Genomic DNA, 16940 nt, shown 5'->3' with positions numbered 1-16940 from the left:
GCCCGCTGTCGCGGAGGTGGCCGTTGGCTTTCGTGAATATTGATAAGGACTGTTGACAGTTTGCGTGCGGAAATGTTTGCTGATGTCGAATCCGTCCGGCCCTTCCACCGCCATGGGGAGCCCAACGTGACATCGATGCCACACGCGTCCCGCCGGGACGTCCTCCGGCTCGCCGCGCTCGCCGGGCTGGCCGGCGCGGCCGGGGTCACCCTGGACGCCGAGGCGGCCAAGGCGTTGGCGGCGTCCACGTTCAGCCCGATCCGGCCGCCGGCGACGCCCCTGGCGGTCCGGTCGCCGTACCTGTCGACGTGGCTGCGCGGCGACACGCTGCCCGGCAACTGGCCCACGTTCTGGGCCGGCGCCGCGACCGCGATGACCGGCATCGTGCGGGTCGACGGCCAGCCCTACGTGTTCATGGGCTCGCCGAGCGGCGGCTGGCCCCTCGCCACGCAGACCGCGCTCGTCGTCACCGCGACCCGCTCCACGTTCACGATCACCGCCGGCGCCGTCCGCCTCGAGGTCGAGTTCCTGTCGCCGGTCGACCCCGCGAACCTGCGCCGCCAGTCGGTGCCGATGAGCTACCTGAGCGTCGCCGCGACCGCCACCGACGGCGGCAGCCACGCCGTCAGCGTCTACCTCGACATCTCCGGCGAGTGGGCGCACGGCGACCGGACGAAGCAGATCGGCTGGAGCACCGCCGTCGTCGGCGATCAGCGGGTCCACACCTGCGCACCGACCAGTCCGACGGTCCTCGGCGAGGCCGGCGACCAGGCGTCGTGGGGCACCGTCGTCTTCTCCACCGACGAGGTCGCCGGGCTCACCTGGCAGACCGGCGCCGACGCGACCGTGCGCGCCCGCGGCGCCGGCAACGCGACCCTGCTCAACACCGCCGACACCAACCAGCCGCGGGCCATCGACAACGCCTGGCCGGTCCTCGCGTTCAGCCGGGACCTCGGCCAGGTCGGCGCCGCCGGCAGCCCGGCGGTCGTCTGCGTCATCGGGCACGTGCGCACGCCGGCCGTGTCCTACCTGGGCGCCGACCTCGACCCGTACTGGCGCACCCAGTGGGGGACCTGGCAGGACATGCTGCGCTGGTTCCGCGCCGACCGCGACGCGGCCCGGGCCGGCGCCGCCGCGACCGACGCCGCCGTCACCGCGGCCGCGCAGCAGGCGGGCGGCACGCAGTACGCGGCGCTGTGCTCGCTCGTGCTGCGGCAGGCGTTCGGCGGCACCGAGCTCGTCAGCCGGGGCGGCGCGCCGTGGGTCACGCTGAAGGAGATCTCGTCCAACGGCGACTTCAGCACCGTCGACGTCATGTACCCGGCGTTCCCCGCGTACCTCGCGCTGAGCCCCCGCTACCTGGAGCTGCTGCTCGCGCCGCTGTTCGACTACACCGAGCTGCGGGGGTTCGACAAGCCGCACGCGCCGCACGACCTCGGCGTCTACCCCAACGCGTTCGGCCGGATCGGCACCGACGAGGAGGACATGCCGGTCGAGGAGTCCGCGAACATGCTCATCATGGTCGCCGCGCTCATCGCCCGGATGCCCGCCGCGAAGGCCACCGCCTACGCCACCGCGCACCTGGCGAAGCTGCGCCAGTGGGCCGACTACCTCGTCGCGAACCTGCCCGACCCCGGCAACCAGAACCAGACCGACGACTTCACCGGCTTCATCGCCCACAGCGTCAACCTCGCGCTGAAGGGCATCGTCGGCATCGCCGCGATGGACTCGATCGCCCGCGCCGCCGGCGTCACCACCACCTACGCCGCCACCGCGAAGTCCTACATCGGACAGTGGGCGACGATGGCGCAGAACGGCGGCCGCACCCACCTGAAGCTCACCTACGACGGCGCCGACACCACGTGGAGCCTGAAGTACAACGGGTTCGCCGACCGGCTGCTCGGCACCAACCTGGTCCCACCGGCGATCGCCGCGGAGGAGGCCGCCTGGTACCTGTCGCAGCAGCACGCCTACGGGGTGCCGCTCGACCCGCGGCACGGGTACACGAAGGTCGACTGGGAGCTGTGGACGGCCGGCTTCCTCGCCGCGCAGCCGGCCGCTCGCGACGCGCTCATCGCCAAGGCGTACCTGTACGCCAACACGACCACGTCGCGGGTGCCGTTCTCCGACTGGCACGACACCGACTCCGGCAACCAGCAGGGTTTCGCGGCCCGACCCGTGATGGGCGGCGCCCTGGCGCTGATGACGCTGCGGTCCGTGCCGAACGGCCTCACCGGCGCGTGGCCCTTCACCACCGGGCCGTCGGACGCCAGCGGCAACGGCAACGACCTCGGCGCCGGCGGCACCGTCAGCGGCGGCGCGCTGAATCTGACCGGCTCGACGGCTCCGGTCACCGCCCGGCAGGTGGTGCGCACCGACACGAGCTTCACCGTGATGGCCCGGGCCAACCCCGGCAGCCTCTCGGGCTTCCGCACCGTCGTCAGCCAGGACGGCACCCGCCTGTCCGGCTTCTACCTGCAGTACTCCGCCGCCGACAACCGGTGGGCCTTCACGATGCCCGCCGCCGACACCGACAACGCCGCCGCGACCCGCGCACTGTCCACAGTGGTCCCCACGCTCAACGCCTGGACGCACCTCGCCGGCGTGTACGACGCCGACGCCGGCCAGCTCCGCCTGTACGTCGACGGCGTCCCGCACGGCAGCGTCGCCTACACCACCGCCTGGCGTGCCGCCGGAGGGCTCGCCGTCGGCCGCGGCAAGTGGAACGGCGCGCCCGCCGACTTCTTCATCGGCGGCGTCGACGACATCGCCACGTTCGGCCACGCGCTCACCGCCGCCGAGATCGCCGCCGCCGCGGGGATCAATGCCGGCCTGGTCCGCGCGTTCGAGCTCGACGCCGCCGAGGCCGGCCTCACGCTGTCCGGGAACGCCACGTACAGCGGCGGCGCCCTCACCCTCACCGGCGGCTCGGCGGCGACCGCGGGGTCCCTTGTGGACACCGCCGGCAGCTTCACGGTCGCCGGGTGGGTCAACCTCACGTCCACCGCCGACTTCGCGACCGTGCTGAGCCAGGACGGCGCCCAGGGCAGCGGCTTCTACCTGCAGTACTCCGCCGCCGACAACGCGTGGGCCTTCGCCATGCTCGCCTCGGACACCGCCGGCGCCGCCGCGACCCGCGCGGTGTCGCCGTTCCCGCCGCAGGCCGGCGGCTGGACCCATCTCGTCGGGGTCCGTGACGCCGCCGCCGGGCAGCTGCGCCTCCACGTCAACGGCGTCCTCGTCGCGACCGCCGCGAAAACCTCGGCGTGGGCCTCGGGCGGGGCCTTCGCGATCGGCCGCGGCAGGTGGAACGGTGCCGCCGCCGACTTCCTTCCCGGCCAGGTCGACCGGGTCAGGGTCTGGAACCGGGCCCTGACGACCACCGATGTCAGAGTGCTGAGGTGACCTCATGCGACGCGTCCTGGTATCCCTGCTGCTGCTCGGGTTCATCGTGCTGCCCGGGCCGGCCGCGCACGCCGCGGCCGCGATCTGCGCGCTCTACTGCGACACCCGCGACCCGTCGCTCGCCCGGCAGGAGACGTTCCCCGTCCCGACGGTCCTGATCAACGGCCGCCGCCTCGTGCTGCACGTGTCCGATGTGGACGGCATGGCGTGGGGCAGCATCGACGCCGGCGTCGTCGGCGACTCGGTGTGGCTCGACCGGTCCTTCGACGGCGGCGCCACCTGGGACGGGCTGCTCGGCAAGGCGTCGATCCCGGGCACCTGGACCGGCACCCGCACCCTCATGTACAACGTGGGCGACCCGTCCCATCACCGGCGGGGCGTGATCCGCGCGTGCGGCGACGCCGGCGGGGTCACCTGCACCGGCTGGAGCCACCTGCCGCTGTGCGCACCGACGTGCGACGGGGCCTCCGGCGGTACCGACGCCGAAACCGTCAGGACGACCAGCCTCAACGGCCGGACGTTCGGGCTGCACCTGGACGCGGCCGGGATGGCGTGGGGCACCATGTCGGGCGCGCAGGCCGGCGACGAGGTGTGGCTGGACCGCTCCTGGGACGCCGGCGCGTCCTGGCCCGGCGGCTCGCTGCTCGGCCGCACCACGGCGGCGCGCACCGCCAGGTTCAACACCGCCGATCCCGTGTCGCTGCTGTACGGCGGCGCGATCCGGGCCTGCGGGCGGGCCGGCTCCGTCACCTGTACGGCATGGGCGCGCCCGTCCTCGAACCGTCCCTCGGCGATGGCCGACGCGCTGATGCACTCCTACGACCCGAGCACCGCCTGGTGGCCGTCGAGCTGGTGGAACTCCGCCGTCGCGCTGCGCACCGTCATCGACTACACCCGCCGCACCGGCGACACCCGGTACCTGTGGACGGTCCGCCGGACGTTCGACGTGAACCGGGTCGCGTTCCCGGCCGGCGCCCGCTCCTCCGACCCGATCGACGGGCACTTCATCAGCCGCTCCATCGACGACAGCGCCTGGTGGGGCCTGACCTGGGTCGCCGCCTACGACCTCACCGGCGACCGCGCCTACCTCGACGAGGCGGTCACCATCGCCGCCTACGTCCACGGCTTCTGGGACACGTCCACCTGCGGCGGCGGCGTCTGGTGGGACCGGGAGCGCACCTACAAGAACGCGGTCACGATCGGCCTGTACGTGCGGCTCACCGCGGCCCTGCACAACCGCCTCGCCGGCGACACCACCTGGCTGCAGCGCGCCGTCACGTCGTGGAACTGGTTCACCGCCAGCGGCATGATCAACGCCTCCGGGCTGGTCAACGACGGGCTCACCGCCGGCTGCGCCAACAACGGGCAGCCCGTGTGGAGCTACAACCAGGGCCTCGCGATCGGCGCCGCCATGGAGCTCTACCGGGCCACCGGCACCGCCGCCTACCAGGACCGCGCCCGGCAGCTCGGCACGGCGGCGCTCGCCTCGCCGCTGGTCCGCTCCGGCGTGCTCACCGAGGCGTGCGACGTCGCCCCGTCCACCTGCGACGACAACGGCAAGCAGTTCAAGGGGATCTTCATGGGGTACCTGGCGGAGGCGGGCACCCAGTTCCAGTCGTTCCGCACCACGCAGGCGAACACCGTGTGGAACGGCCGCGACTCCCTGAACCGGGTCAGCTCCCGCTGGGCCGCCTCCTCGTCCGCCCCCGCGGACTGGCGCACCCAGGCCAGCGCCCTGTCCGCCGTCCTGTCCGGCTGACCGTGATGCGGAAGGTTGCGTTCGCGCTCGTCGCGCTGGTGCTGATGGCGTGCGGGTTCGAGGCGTGGTGGCGCGGCTCCCAGGCAACGCTGCTGAGTCACGGCTTCGCGTTTCTGAAGTGTGCCGAGCCGTGCGGCATCAGCGGCGACCTGTCACCGGCGACGCCCCGCTGAGGGCGGGCTGCGTGAAGGTGTCGCGGCGCACGGGCATGGGGGCGGGCCGGCGGATTGATCGTGCGGGCGAGCGGGTGCGACCCGATCGGAGCTGTCCAGCGGTCCGGTCGCAGAAGACATGTCGCTGGTCGCCCTCGACCATGACACCCGCGACCCTGACGCCGCCGCCGGGCCCGACTGAGGAACCGCACCGTGACCGGCTCCACCCAGCACGTCAGAATGGTGAAACCATGGAACCTGACCGTGCCCGGGCCGCCGTCACACCGGTCATCACCCCCGAGGCCCTCATCCTGCGGATCGTCGGCGACGTGGACGCCGACACCAGCGGGGCCGTGCACGGCGAGTGCTGGACGGCGGTGGTGTCCATGCCGCCGCCCAGCCTCGTCATCGTCGACCTGCTCGCCGTCGAGTTTCTCAGCGCCGCCGCGGTCCGGCTGTTCCTGCAGTTCGCCGACGCCTGCGGCGCCAAGGGGCTGCGGCTGTGCCTCATCGTCGCCCCCGGCACCTTGCAGCTGCGGATCCTCATGTTGGCGGGCCTGCACCAGCGCGTCCCCGTCTTCCCCACCGTCAACGACGCGTTCGGCGCCGACGGGGCTTGACCTGAAGCCCGGTTGAGGTCGGATGGTGTCCGGCATGGACACAGCGATCGCAGCGATCCGGGACGTCGTCGGTAGGGTGCAGGACGCGCAGCGGCGGGAGGCGGTCGACGACTTCGTCGCGCTGTTCCGCCACGACGCGGTCTGGACCACGGGGCACGGGAAGCGGCTGACCGGCCGGGACGAGATCGGCGAGTTCACGCGGAAGGTGCTGCCCGGCGCGATGCACGGCACGACCGTCACGTATGAGCTGGTCGACGTCCTGTTCATCCGGCCCGACGTGGCCGCCGCGCGGGTCCGGCAGACGACGGTGTCGCCCGACGGCACCGCCGAGGGCAGCCCCGTCTACGTGATGGCCCTCGATGACGGCCACTGGCTGCTGACCGCCTGCCAGAACACCCCGGTCGTCAGCTGAGGTCCCTGAGGTCCGCAGCGTGGTCGCGGGCCCACTCCGCGAACGTGCGGGCCGCCCGCCCGGTCACCGGCGTCGCCGTCGGCAGCTCCACCGGGACCGGCGCGGCGGCCTCGACGCCGGCCTCGAGGGCGGTGGAGGGCGTGTTGCCGGAGTAGTCCTCGAACCCGAGCAGGAAGTCGGCGTTGGCCGCCGCGAAACCGCCCTGCGCGCGGTACAGCTCCCGGGCCCGCCCCGCGGTCACCACCTCGAGCCGCACCGGCCGGCCGGTCGCCGCGGCGATCGCGTCGACCTGCTCCCGGCGGGTGATCACCGCGGGGCCGTTCACGTCGTACGCCCTGCCGTGGTGCCCGTCCTCCAGCAGCGCCACGGCCGCGACGTCGGCGATGTCGGCCTCGTGGACCGGGCACCACGCGGCGTCGGGGAACGGCTCGCGGACGACGCCCTCGGCGCGGATCGACGGTCCCCACAGCCACAGCTTGTTGAGCATGAACTCGCCGGGGCGAACGTGCGTCCACCGCAGGCCGGAGCCCTCGACGGCCCGCTCGACCGGCAGGTGGAAATCGGTGTCGAATCCGCCGGTGACGGCGCCCGAGGACAGGGTGACGATCCGCTCGACGCCGGCCCGCGCCGCCAGCTCCACCACGTCGCGGGCGGTGCGGGCGACCGGGAACAGGTACATCCGGGAGACCCCGGCGAGCGCGCCGGCGAGCGATGCCGGGTCGTCGAGGTCACCGCCGAGCACCTCGACGCCATCCGGAAACCGTGCCGTGCCGGGCGAGCGGGTGAGGGCGCGGACCCGCGCTCCCCGCGCGGCGAGCCGCTGCACCACGAGCCTGCCCACGTTGCCGGTCGCGCCGGTCACGAGGATCGTCACGCCACCATCCTAGGCGCGGCGCAGGTCGGTGGCGGTGGCCCGGCGGCGGACGGCGGCGGGCGCGATCACGGCCAGGACGCCCAGCAGCGCGGCCGCGACCCACAGCGCCGGGGCCGCGGCGCCCAGGATGTCCGATGTGGACAGTGACAGGGTCCGGGTCCAGGCGGTGAGCACGACGCCGGCGCAGGCGCCGGCCAGGGCCAGGGCGACGACGAGCGGGACCGCGGCGGCCAGGAACTCCGCCGCGGCGACCGTGCGCCACGGCGCGCCGAGGACGAGGAGACGGGCGTTGCGCCGGCGGTGCCGCAGGAACCGTCCGATGGCGCCGACCCCGAACGCGGCCCCGGCGAGCAGCGCGGCGACGGCGAGGGTCACCGACGGCAGGACCAGCCCGGCGGAGCGGTCGAAGCCGTGCGCCGACTCCAGCGGCCCGCCGAGCGGGACCGGCCGGAGGTCGCCGGGCCGCTGCAGATAGGTCGCCGGGAGGTGCGCGGCGAGGTAGGCGGCGAACGCCTCGGCGTCGGCCGGATCGGTGGAGAGGGCGACGACGGTGTGCCGGCCGTCGTCGGACGACCCCGCCACGCGGTCGACGCCGGGTGCTTCCGTCAGTCCGGCCGCCGGGCCGAAGACGATGTAGGTCGCCAGCGGGGTGCCGTTGCGCGGGCTCGGTCCGGTCCATTCGGCGTAACCGGCCGTGGCGGCCAGACCGACCACTGACAGGAACAACGCCACGGCGACCGACGCGACGTGCCGCGGCGCGTGGGACGGCGTGTGGTCCAGGCGCCGGCCGGCCAGGCGCACCGGCACCGGGCCCACGGTGGCGAGGCGGCGGCCGAGCCAGGCGGTGAGCACGGGCACGGCCGCCGGAAGGCCCGCGGCGCACAGCAGGACGCCGCCGGCGAAGAGGGTCGCCTGCGCCGCGAAGGGCAACCCCGGCACCAGTACCGACGCCGCCGACGCCACACCGAGCACCGGGGTGAGCAGCCGGCCCGCGTTCGGGCGCGGCGCCGGAGTCTCGAGGGTCGGCCGAGGCCAGCCGTAGTCGCCGAGATAGACGGCGAGCAGCGTCAGCCCGGCCACCACCGCGGCGATCATCGCGGGTGGGGTGTGTACGTCGGTGGCGAACCAGTGGAACCGGCCCAGGTGCCAGCCGCCCGACAGCGGCCGCAGCAGGAGCAGGAACACCCCGGTGCCCAGCAGCGCGCCGAGCGCGGAGACGACGCCGATCTCGGCCGCCTCGACCAGCTCCGCCTGGCGGCGGCTGGCGCCCATGCGATGCAGCGTGGCGGACCGGCGGCTCGGCACGCCGGGGGCCACCGCAGAGCAGGTGGCGAGCAGCACGCCGAGCGGGAACAGCAGGAACAGGGTGAGCGCGGTGGTGACGATCCGCTCGCCGACGTGGTACTTCTCCCACGGGATGGGCGGCTCGCCGTGGGGGCCGAAGCCGATGATGGCGGGCGCGCCGGCGAGCGCCGCGGGGTCGACACCCACCCAGGCGCGCAGTTCGTCGGGGGCGACGAGGCCGGCGGGGCCGATCGTGCCGACGACCCGCTGTGGGAAGCGGGCGCGGGCCCGCGGGTCGGTGCGGATGAGCTCGGCGAGCGCGGGCGAGACGACGGCCTGGTCCGGCAGCGGGAGCTTCGCCAGCCCCGGTGGCACCTGCGGATCCCGGGTTCCGATGGCCGCGACCGCGAACCGGACGAGCTCCCGCCCGCCGATGCTGTCCTGGATCATGGTGAAGCGCGTCCCGCCGGCCTTGTCGACCGGGCCCGCGATGATGTCGCGTGCGGTCTCGCGGTGGTCCTGCGCCTCGATGACGCCCGGGACGGCGAGCGCGCCGAGCAGCAGCACGGCGCCGATCGCGGTGCCGGACGCCATCAGCGCCATCCGGGCCCATGCCCGGCGCCCGCCGGTCAACGTGAGCCGGATTCCGAGGCGGAGCCAGGGTGTCATGTCGCGTCCTCAGATCGGGGAGTCGGCGAGCCGGCCGTCGTGGATGAAGACGGTGCGGTCGGCGTACGCGGCGACGCGGGCCTGGCGGGTGGCGAGCACGATCGCGGTGTCGCGGCGGCGGGCGGCGCCGGTGAACGCGTCGAGGAGCAGCTCGCCGGCGGCGTCGCCGACGGCCGTGGCCGGCTCGTCCGCGAAGACGACGGCGGGGTCGTGGACGAGCGCCCGCGCGACGGCGGCCCGCAGCACCTGGTCGTCGGGCACCTCCCAGGGCAGCCGGTCGGCGACGTCGGCGAGGTCGAGCTCCTTGAGCAGCCCGGCCGCGGACTCGCGGCGGCCCTGCAGGCGCAGCGGCAGCTCCACGTTCTCCCGCAGGGACAGCTCCGGGATCAGGTCGCCGGACTCGAACACGAAGCCGAAGCGGCGCAGGCGGATCGCGCTGCGGGCGTCGTCGGACAGCCCGTTCAGCTCCTGGCCCTCGAAGGTGACGAGGCCGCCGTCTGGGACCAGCACCCCGGACAGGACGTGCAGCAGCGTGGACTTGCCGCAGCCGGCGGGCCCGACGACCGCCGCGACCTCGCCCGGCGCGACGGACAGGTCGACGTCGTCGAGGGCCTGCGTGGCGCCGAACGCGAGCCGCAGCCCCCGGCCCGTCAGCACGGGTGCTCCTGGAGACCCGCCCGGATGCGGTCGATGCGGGGGCCGGCGGCGTCGATCCAGCGCAGGTCGGCCTCGAGGTGGAACATCTCGAAGTCGGCGTCGAGCTGCTCGATCGGTTCGCCCGCCGTGCGGACCTCGCGCAGCTGCCGCATGCGGGCCATGTGCGTCTGCCGCTGCCGCTCCAGGATCCGCTGCGGCTGCCGGCTGGTCAGCAGCGCGACCACGATCTTGGCGAACAGGACCTGCCGGGCGGCGCGCAGGTCGGGCAGCTCGGGCTCGGCGAGCCAGCGCTCCAGCTCCTCGACGCCGGCGCCGGTGATGCCGTAGAGCCGCCGGTCGGGGCCGCCGCCGGGCTCGACGCCGACCTGCTCGGTGAGCCCGGCGTCGGCGAGGCGGCGCAGCGACGAGTACACCTGGGCGGAGGCGACCGGATGCCCGCCGGCGAACCAGCGGTCGTACCGCTGGCGCAGCGTGTACCCGTACTGCGGCTGCCCTTCGAGCAGACCCAGCAGGGATCGACTGACCGACATGTGTCGGACAGTACCGCAACTAGCAACCGCGTTGCTAGAGGCCCGGGAAGTCCTCCGGAATGCGGGCCGGCTCGTCATAGTCGGCGCTCAGCCGGGCGATCTCCGCGGCGAGGTCGGCCCGCAGCCGGTCGTGCCCCGGCCCGAGCGGCACCGTGTGCGCCGCGGCCGGGTAGTGGCTGACCGGACCGCGCAGCAGCTCCGGCGGCTCCCACCCGTACCGCGGGTGGATGTGCGCGTGCAGGATCGGGTCCAGGTTGCCGAGCACGCTGTAGTTGACCCGGCGGAACTGCGGGTCGTGCCGCGCGCACACGGTCTGCACCGCCTCGCCGATGAGGTCCATGTCCGCCAGGAAGGCCAGGCGCCGGGAGCGTGTCAGGTCGGCCAGGCGGTCCGCGGAGGGGTCGTCGGACAGCAGGAGGCAGTAGCCCGGCAGGAACTGCGTGTCGCCGATCACCGCGAACCCCGACGACAGCCGGGCCAGCACGGCCGGGTTGCGACCTTCCAGTGCCGACCGGATACGGTCTTTGCGCCAGTCGTCCATCGCCGTCACGGTACCGTCAGCGCATGGGGACGAGCTACCAGACGCTGCTCGTGGCCGCCGCGCTCGGACCGGTCTGCGACGCGCTGGCCGTGGCCGGCGTCGACGCGATCGCGCTGCCCGCCGCGCCCGACCGGACCGCGGTCATCCCGCGCGAGGGCGACCTCGACTTCGCCGACCCCGGCGACCTGGCGGAGCGCATCGGCGCCGGCACCGGCTGGGCCACCCTGGCCAACGTGGTCGAGGACTCCGACTGGCTGCAGCTGGAGGCCTACCGGGAGGGCCGGTTCGTGCACCGGTACCGCTCGGACCGCCCCACCCCCGACGACGCCGCCCGCCTGGCCCCGTTCGGCACCGGCGAGGTCGACACCACCCGCCTCGGCCGGGCGCTGCGCGGCGAGTTCGACGGCACCGGCCCCGTCTACGCCGAGTTCCAGCACCGCCTCATCCTCAACGCCCTGCACCTCGACCCGCGCGGCCTCACCACCGCCTACCGCTGGGCCGACCCCGGCGACCTCCCCGGCGCCGTCAGGGTCGCCCCGTAGCGCCGGCGCCGGACTCGTCACCGGCCCCCGGTCACGCCGGGTCCAGGATCGCGGCGAAGCGCTCCTCGGCGAGGTCGAGCTGGCGGAAGATGTGCTGCTTCACCAGCCGCGACAGCGGGGTGTCGGGCCGGGCCACCAGCTCGCGCAGCACGGGGACCAGCGGCCGGTACTTCGCCGCGGACGAGGCGACCTTCGGCCCCGTGGTGTGGATGACCCCGACGCCGTTGTCCGTGAAGTCGGAGACCTTCAGCACCCGCGCCCACGGCTCCCGCTCCAGGCTGTCGCGCACGTGCTGCCGGTATTGCGTGTGCTTGTCGACGGCCGGGTCGTAGACCGGGTTGGTCACGGCCGCGACGAGCCGCGCCGTCCGCTCGCCGAAGCGCGCGGCGAGCACCGCCAGGGCCGCCTCCGCCGTCGCGCCGGGCGTGCCGGCCAGCTCGTCCGGGTGGTCCTCGACCGCGTCGTGCAGCACCGCCGCCACGATCACGTCGACGTCGCCGACCTCGTAGTGGTGCATGATCCGGATCGCCACGCGCAGCAGATGGTTGACATACGGCTCCCGCACCCGCCGGTCGTCCTGGTGCAGCCGAGCCGCCAGCTCCAGCGCCTCGACCAGCCGCTCCCGCTCCTGGGGCGCGAACCGCTGCGTCTCGAGCCGGTACCGCTCCCGCAGCCCGTCCTCCCCGTAGACCTCGGTGATCGCGTGCATCGGCATCGTCGCGAGATACGCCGGATAGTCCATCGACAACATATAGCGGATCACGGCAACCGCCGGGTTGACCTGAACCCAAGTTGAGGTTGCACGATCGCCGGGTGATGCGAGCTGTGTGGTGGCGTGCGGTCGGTCCCCCCTCGGTGCTGGAGCTGGGGGAGGCGGAGGAGCCGGTCCCCGGACCGGACGAGGTGCTGATCCGGGTGGAGGTGGCCGGGATCACGTTCATCGAGACGCAGACCCGGGCCGGCCGGGCCCCGAAAGCGGGCGCGGTCCCGCCCGCCGTGCTCGGCAACGGGGTCGGCGGGACCGTCGCCGCGGTCGGTCCGGGCGGCGACCCCGCGCTCGTCGGGCGGCGGGTCGTGGCGAGCCTGAACGGCACCGGCGGCTACGCGGAGCTGGCCGTCGCCGCGGTCCGCGACACGGTCCCGATCCCGGACGGCGTGCCCACGCCGGACGCCACGGCGCTCGTCGCCGACGGCCGGACCGCGCTCGGCCTGCACGAGCTCGCCCGCCCGCGGCCGGGTGAGACCGTGCTCGTCGAGGCGGCCGCGGGCGGCGTCGGCAGCCTCCTCGTGCAGCTCGCCCTGGACGCCGGCGCGCGCGTCATCGGGGCGGCGTCGGGGGAGCGGAAGCTGGCCCTGATCCGCGACCTCGGCGCCGAGGCCGTCGACTACACCGCGCCCGGCTGGACCGAGCCGTTCAAGGATCTCGACGTCGTGTACGACGGGGTCGGCGGCGCCATCGGTCGCGCGGCCCTCGCGGTGACGGCCGGCCGGTTCGTCGTCCACGGCGCCGCGGGCGGCCCGCCGACCCAGCCCGGCGACGGCGTGACGGCCTTCGGCTTCCCGGACCTGCTGGCGATCGGCCGCCGCGCCCCGGAGCTGGCGACCCGCGCCCTGCGCGCCGCCGCCGAGGGCCGCCTGCGCCCGGTCATCGGCCAGACCTTCCCCCTCGCCCGCGCCGCCGACGCCCACGCCGCCATCGAGTCCCGCCAGACCATCGGCAAGACCCTGCTGACGGTCTAGACGGGGATGCCGGTGCGGGCGGCCCGGGCGGAGCCCCAGTCGTAGAGGGCCTGCAGGACCGGGGCGAGGCTCGCGCCCTCGTCGGTGAGCCGGTATTCGACGTGCGGCGGGACGGTGCCGTGGTCGTGGCGGGAGACCAGGCCGTCGGACTCCAGCTCGCGCAGGCGCTGCACCAGCATCTTCTCGCTGATCTGCGGCATGCGGCGGCGGAGCTCACCGTACCGGTGAACGCCCTCCTTCAGGTGCGCGAGGACTACCGGGCGCCAGCGGCCGCCGATCACGTCGACGGCGAGCTCCACCGGGCAGTGGTAGCGCTTGTCCAACACGGGCCCCCTACTCACCAGAAGGTGCGTACTTGATCGACAACCGCGGGGTGTGGTCGGGTGTTCCCATGAGCGACGTTGACTCGTCCCAGACACCGACGCTGTACGAGTGGGCCGGCGGCACCGAGGCGCTGAAGAAGCTCACCGAGGCGTTCTACCGCAAGGTCCCGCAGGACGAGGTGCTCGCGCCGGTCTTCGCGCACATGAGCCCGCACCACGCCGAGCACGTCGCGGTGTGGCTGGCCGAGGTGTTCGGCGGGCCGGCCACCTACACGGAGCGGCACGGCGGCTACCCGTACATGCTGAGCCAGCACCTCGGCAGGGCGATCACCGAACAGCAGCGGCGCCGCTGGGTGAACCTGATGCTCGACACCGCGGACGAGGTCGGCCTGCCCGGCGACCCCGAGTTCCGGGCGGCGTTCGTGGGCTACCTGGAGTGGGGCACGAGGCTGGCGCGGGAGAACTCCCAACCGGGCGCGCAGCCGCCGAAGGAAGCGCCCGTCCCGCGCTGGGGTTGGGGTGTCGCGCCTCCGTACCAACTGTGAGACAACGGGCCTGTGGGACATTTAGCCTGAATGGGTGGGAGGCTATCAGCTGAGCGTCGACCTCGGCACCTCGAACACCGTTGCGGTGCTCGCGGGGCCGGACGGCGTGCACCATCCGCTGCTGTTCGACGGCGAGGAGTTCATGCCGTCCGCGACGTGTCTGGACAACGCGCCGCACCTGCTCGCCGGCCGTGACGCGCTCGCCCTCGGCCAGTCGTTCCCGGACCGGCTCGCCGCGTACCCGAAGCGCTGCGTCGACACCGGCGGCGTCGTCCTCGGCGGGGTCGAGTGCCCGGTCACCGACCTGTACGCGGCGGTCCTGGCCCGCGTGGCGGCAGAGGCGCGGCGCGTCGCGGGCGAGCCGATGAGCACCGTGACCCTCAGCCATCCTGCCTGCTGGGACCGCCGCCAGCAGCAGACGCTCACCCGCGCCGCCGCGAAGATCGGTCTGGGCCCCACCCGGCTCGTCCCCGAGCCCGTCGCGGCGGCCCTGCACGTCGTCGACTCCGGCGTCCTCGACGTCCCCGACGGCATGTCCCTCATCGTGTACGACCTGGGCGCCGGCACCTTCGACGCCGCCGTCGTCTGCCGGACGGGCGCGACGTTCGAGGTCCTCGCGCAGCGCGGCCTGCCCGACGCGGGCGGCCTCGACCTCGACGCGGCCATCGTCAGGCACCTCGGCGCCGTGCTCGCCGACGACACCATCCGGTGGGAGCGGCTCACCCGCCCGCAGACGGTCGAGGACTGGCGGGCCGGCCGGCGCCTGCTGGACGCGGTCCGCGCCGCCAAGGAGCTGCTCTCCGTGGCCGAGTCCACCACGATCCAGGTGCCGCTGTTCGAGGAATCGGTCCTGTTGGACCGGAAAGATCTGGAGAAGGTCGCCCGCCCGCTGCTCGACCGGACGGTCGAGGCCACCTGCGGCGCGATCACGGAGGCGGGCATCATGGCCGAGGAGGTCGCCGGCGTGCTGCTCATCGGCGGCGCCTCCCGCATCCCGCTCGTGTCCCGGCTGCTGCGCGACCGGCTCGGCTTCGAGCCGACGCTGGACCGCCGGCCGACGCTCGCGGTCGCCGACGGCTGCCTGCCGGTCCGCCCCCGCAACGCCGCCCGCCGCCCGCGCCGCGCCACCGCCGCCACCGTCTCCGCCGCGGCCGCCTCCCGCGCGGCTGCCGCGGCCGCTGCCTCGAACGCGGCCTCTGAGGATGCCGCTCCTGTTGCGGATGCTGCTGCTGTTGCGGATGCGGCTGATGTACCGCCCACCGCCGCACCGCCCGTCTCCGCCCCGCCGGTGTCGTCGCCGCCCGTCTTCACGCCGCCCGTCTCCGGTCCGTCGCCGTTCGCGCCGGCTGCCGGGCCGTCGCCCTTCGCACCGGCTGGCGGGCCGTCACATTTCGTGCCGACCGCCGGGCCGTCGCCCTTCGCACCGTCCTCCGTCGGCGTGCCATCGGCGGCTGCACCGGTCGATGCGGCTTCGCCTGTTGCGTCGCCGGCAGATGTACCGTCGGCCGCGGCGCCGCCCGTCTCCGCCCCGCCCGTCTCCGCCCCGCCGGTCTCCGCACCGCCTGTGTCTGGGCCGCCGGTGTCGGCACCACCTGTGTCTGGACCACCTGTGTCTGGACCGCCTGTGTCTGGACCGCCGGTTTCGGCGCTGCCTGTGTCTGGACCGCCGGCGGCCGACGAGGTGGCTGATGCGGTGGTCGACGCTGAGCCCGAGGCCGCCGAGCCTCCGGAGCCGGAGCCGCCGCGCGTCCCGCACCCGGCGTCCAGGGCACACGCGTCCGCCGTCTCGCACGTGACCGACGCCGAGCCGGAGCCTCCGGTCGAGCAGCCGCCTCCCGTCGCGCACCCGGCATCGGCCGCACGCGCGTCCGCCGCGGACCACTCGCCGGGCGCCCGGCGCAGGACGTACGGCAGGCACCCCGGCTCCGGCCGCCAGCGGGCGTCGGCTCCCCAGGCAGCCACGGCGCCGGGCGACAGCTGGGACCCGCACGAGACCCCGCCCCCGGACGAGGCGCCGCAGGACTCCTGGGGCTCGCCCGAGGGGGAGCACTGGGACCCGCGCACGACGCCGGACCAGTACGCCGCCGCGCCCCCGCACGACTGGGGCGCGGCACCCGGCCACCAGGAACCTTGGGACCCGCACCCGGCTTCGGCTCGTCACGAGGCCTGGGATCCCCGCGACGCCGCCCCGCACGCGGCTCACGCCCCCCAGGAGGCCTGGCACCAGCAGGAGGCGTGGGATTCGCAGGAGACGTTCGTCCCGCACGAGGCGTGGACCACGTACCCGGCGACCGGGTCGCCCGAGCCCCCGGCCTCCGCGCCGCCCCAGGCCCCGTGGGTGGACCCCCACCAGCACCCGACCGGCGCGTCGCGGCAGGCGTCAGCCTGGCCGTGGTCCGAGCCGGCGTTCGGCCAGGCACCCGCCCCCGCGACGACCGCGCCGCGGAAGGCCCCCAAGGTGCGCCGCAAGCCCGCGAACATCACGCCCGGCAGCACCAGGTCGAAGGCCGTCCGCGCCGCGAAGATCACCGCCGGCACCCTCACCGGCGCGGTCGTGGCCATCGCCACCGGCGTGTGGGTCGGCTTCGCCGTCGCGCCGTCGGACCAGCTGCCCACGATCCAGGTCGGCCAGTGCGTCCGCCAGGACGGCGCCCAGGCCCGCCGCGTCGACTGCACCGAGCCCGACGCCTACACCGTCACCGCCAGGGTCTTCCCGGCCGGCTCGTGCCCCGACCCCGCCCAGCCCTACGCGATGCAGGAACAGACCCAGCTCTGCCTCGCCCCCGCCGCCGGCAAACCCGCCGGCCCGAAACCCGCCGCCCCACCGACCCGCCGCTACGGCCCCTGACCCCACCGGGAAGCGGCTCGGGGCCGCCTACTCGTCGAG

General features: G+C 74.6%; 16 protein-coding genes. 9 read left to right on the top strand and 7 right to left on the bottom strand.

Annotated elements, in window-relative coordinates:
• Positions 1-135 precede the first annotated feature (135 nt).
• From AB0I21_RS18390 to AB0I21_RS18370, 5 genes are all read left to right on the top strand, one after another.
• A complete protein-coding gene (locus AB0I21_RS18390) occupies positions 136-3405 on the top strand; it encodes a DUF5127 domain-containing protein (RefSeq protein ID WP_360562662.1) in 3270 nt (1089 codons plus the stop codon).
• 4 nt (positions 3406-3409) lie between these two features.
• Positions 3410-5164: a glycoside hydrolase family 76 protein gene (locus tag AB0I21_RS18385; RefSeq protein ID WP_360562487.1), complete on the top strand. Its 1755-nt coding sequence runs from the start codon at positions 3410-3412 to the stop codon at positions 5162-5164.
• A gap of 5 nt (positions 5165-5169) precedes the next feature.
• Positions 5170-5337, top strand: coding sequence for a hypothetical protein (locus AB0I21_RS18380; protein WP_360562486.1), 168 nt, complete (start codon positions 5170-5172; stop codon positions 5335-5337).
• A gap of 230 nt (positions 5338-5567) precedes the next feature.
• Complete coding sequence (locus AB0I21_RS18375; protein ID WP_360562484.1) at positions 5568-5936, top strand: STAS domain-containing protein; 369 nt, start codon at positions 5568-5570, stop codon at positions 5934-5936.
• Positions 5937-5970: 34 nt separating this feature from the next.
• Positions 5971-6348: an SgcJ/EcaC family oxidoreductase gene (locus AB0I21_RS18370; protein WP_360562482.1), complete on the top strand. Its 378-nt coding sequence runs from the start codon at positions 5971-5973 to the stop codon at positions 6346-6348.
• On the opposite strand, the gene AB0I21_RS18365 is transcribed toward AB0I21_RS18370, so the two are convergent.
• Genes AB0I21_RS18365 through AB0I21_RS18345 form a run of 5 tightly spaced genes read right to left on the bottom strand, consistent with a single transcriptional unit; the run spans position 6341 to position 10903 of the window.
• Positions 6341-7222, bottom strand: a complete 882-nt coding sequence (locus AB0I21_RS18365) for an NAD(P)H-binding protein (protein WP_360562480.1) — start codon at positions 7220-7222, stop codon at positions 6341-6343. The two genes, AB0I21_RS18370 and AB0I21_RS18365, sit on opposite strands and share 8 nt — an antisense overlap.
• Before the next feature lie 9 nt (positions 7223-7231).
• Complete coding sequence (locus AB0I21_RS18360; RefSeq protein ID WP_360562478.1) at positions 7232-9175, bottom strand: hypothetical protein; 1944 nt, start codon at positions 9173-9175, stop codon at positions 7232-7234.
• A 9-nt stretch (positions 9176-9184) separates the two neighbouring features.
• On the bottom strand, positions 9185-9832 hold the full coding sequence (locus AB0I21_RS18355; protein ID WP_360562476.1) for an ATP-binding cassette domain-containing protein: 648 nt from the start codon (positions 9830-9832) through the stop codon (positions 9185-9187).
• The gene (locus AB0I21_RS18350; protein ID WP_360562474.1) at positions 9826-10362 is read right to left on the bottom strand and encodes a PadR family transcriptional regulator; all 537 of its coding nucleotides are present in this window, start codon (positions 10360-10362) and stop codon (positions 9826-9828) included. The genes AB0I21_RS18355 and AB0I21_RS18350 overlap by 7 nt, the downstream gene beginning before the upstream one ends.
• A gap of 34 nt (positions 10363-10396) precedes the next feature.
• Positions 10397-10903 (bottom strand): diadenosine tetraphosphate hydrolase, encoded by a 507-nt coding sequence (locus AB0I21_RS18345; RefSeq protein WP_360562472.1) that lies wholly within the window; start codon positions 10901-10903, stop codon positions 10397-10399.
• Positions 10904-10926: 23 nt separating this feature from the next.
• Between AB0I21_RS18345 and AB0I21_RS18340 the strand changes: the two genes are divergently transcribed.
• The gene (locus AB0I21_RS18340; protein ID WP_360562471.1) at positions 10927-11445 is read left to right on the top strand and encodes a hypothetical protein; all 519 of its coding nucleotides are present in this window, start codon (positions 10927-10929) and stop codon (positions 11443-11445) included.
• A 31-nt stretch (positions 11446-11476) separates the two neighbouring features.
• On the opposite strand, the gene AB0I21_RS18335 is transcribed toward AB0I21_RS18340, so the two are convergent.
• Positions 11477-12187, bottom strand: a complete 711-nt coding sequence (locus AB0I21_RS18335) for an HD domain-containing protein (protein ID WP_360562469.1) — start codon at positions 12185-12187, stop codon at positions 11477-11479.
• 74 nt (positions 12188-12261) lie between these two features.
• Here AB0I21_RS18335 and AB0I21_RS18330 point away from each other — a divergent pair, with 74 nt between their 5' ends.
• A complete protein-coding gene (locus AB0I21_RS18330) occupies positions 12262-13185 on the top strand; it encodes a zinc-binding dehydrogenase (protein WP_360562660.1) in 924 nt (307 codons plus the stop codon).
• On the opposite strand, the gene AB0I21_RS18325 is transcribed toward AB0I21_RS18330, so the two are convergent.
• Positions 13182-13526, bottom strand: coding sequence for a helix-turn-helix domain-containing protein (locus AB0I21_RS18325; RefSeq protein WP_360562467.1), 345 nt, complete (start codon positions 13524-13526; stop codon positions 13182-13184). The two genes, AB0I21_RS18330 and AB0I21_RS18325, sit on opposite strands and share 4 nt — an antisense overlap.
• 50 nt (positions 13527-13576) lie before the next feature.
• On the opposite strand from AB0I21_RS18325, the gene AB0I21_RS18320 reads away from it, so the two are divergent.
• Together AB0I21_RS18320 and AB0I21_RS18315 are read left to right on the top strand one after the other, a co-directional pair.
• Positions 13577-14053 (top strand): group II truncated hemoglobin, encoded by a 477-nt coding sequence (locus tag AB0I21_RS18320; RefSeq protein WP_360562466.1) that lies wholly within the window; start codon positions 13577-13579, stop codon positions 14051-14053.
• 34 nt (positions 14054-14087) lie between these two features.
• Positions 14088-16901 (top strand): Hsp70 family protein, encoded by a 2814-nt coding sequence (locus tag AB0I21_RS18315; RefSeq protein WP_360562464.1) that lies wholly within the window; start codon positions 14088-14090, stop codon positions 16899-16901.
• Positions 16902-16940: the final 39 nt, after the last annotated feature.

Origin of the sequence: Dactylosporangium sp. NPDC050588, from assembly GCF_040654975.1 — a bacterium.
In the GTDB taxonomy this organism is placed as follows: Bacteria; Actinomycetota; Actinomycetes; order Mycobacteriales; family Micromonosporaceae; genus Dactylosporangium; species Dactylosporangium maewongense.
Note: the sequence above shows the minus strand (reverse complement) of the source record. Positions and strands in the feature narration are given on the sequence as shown.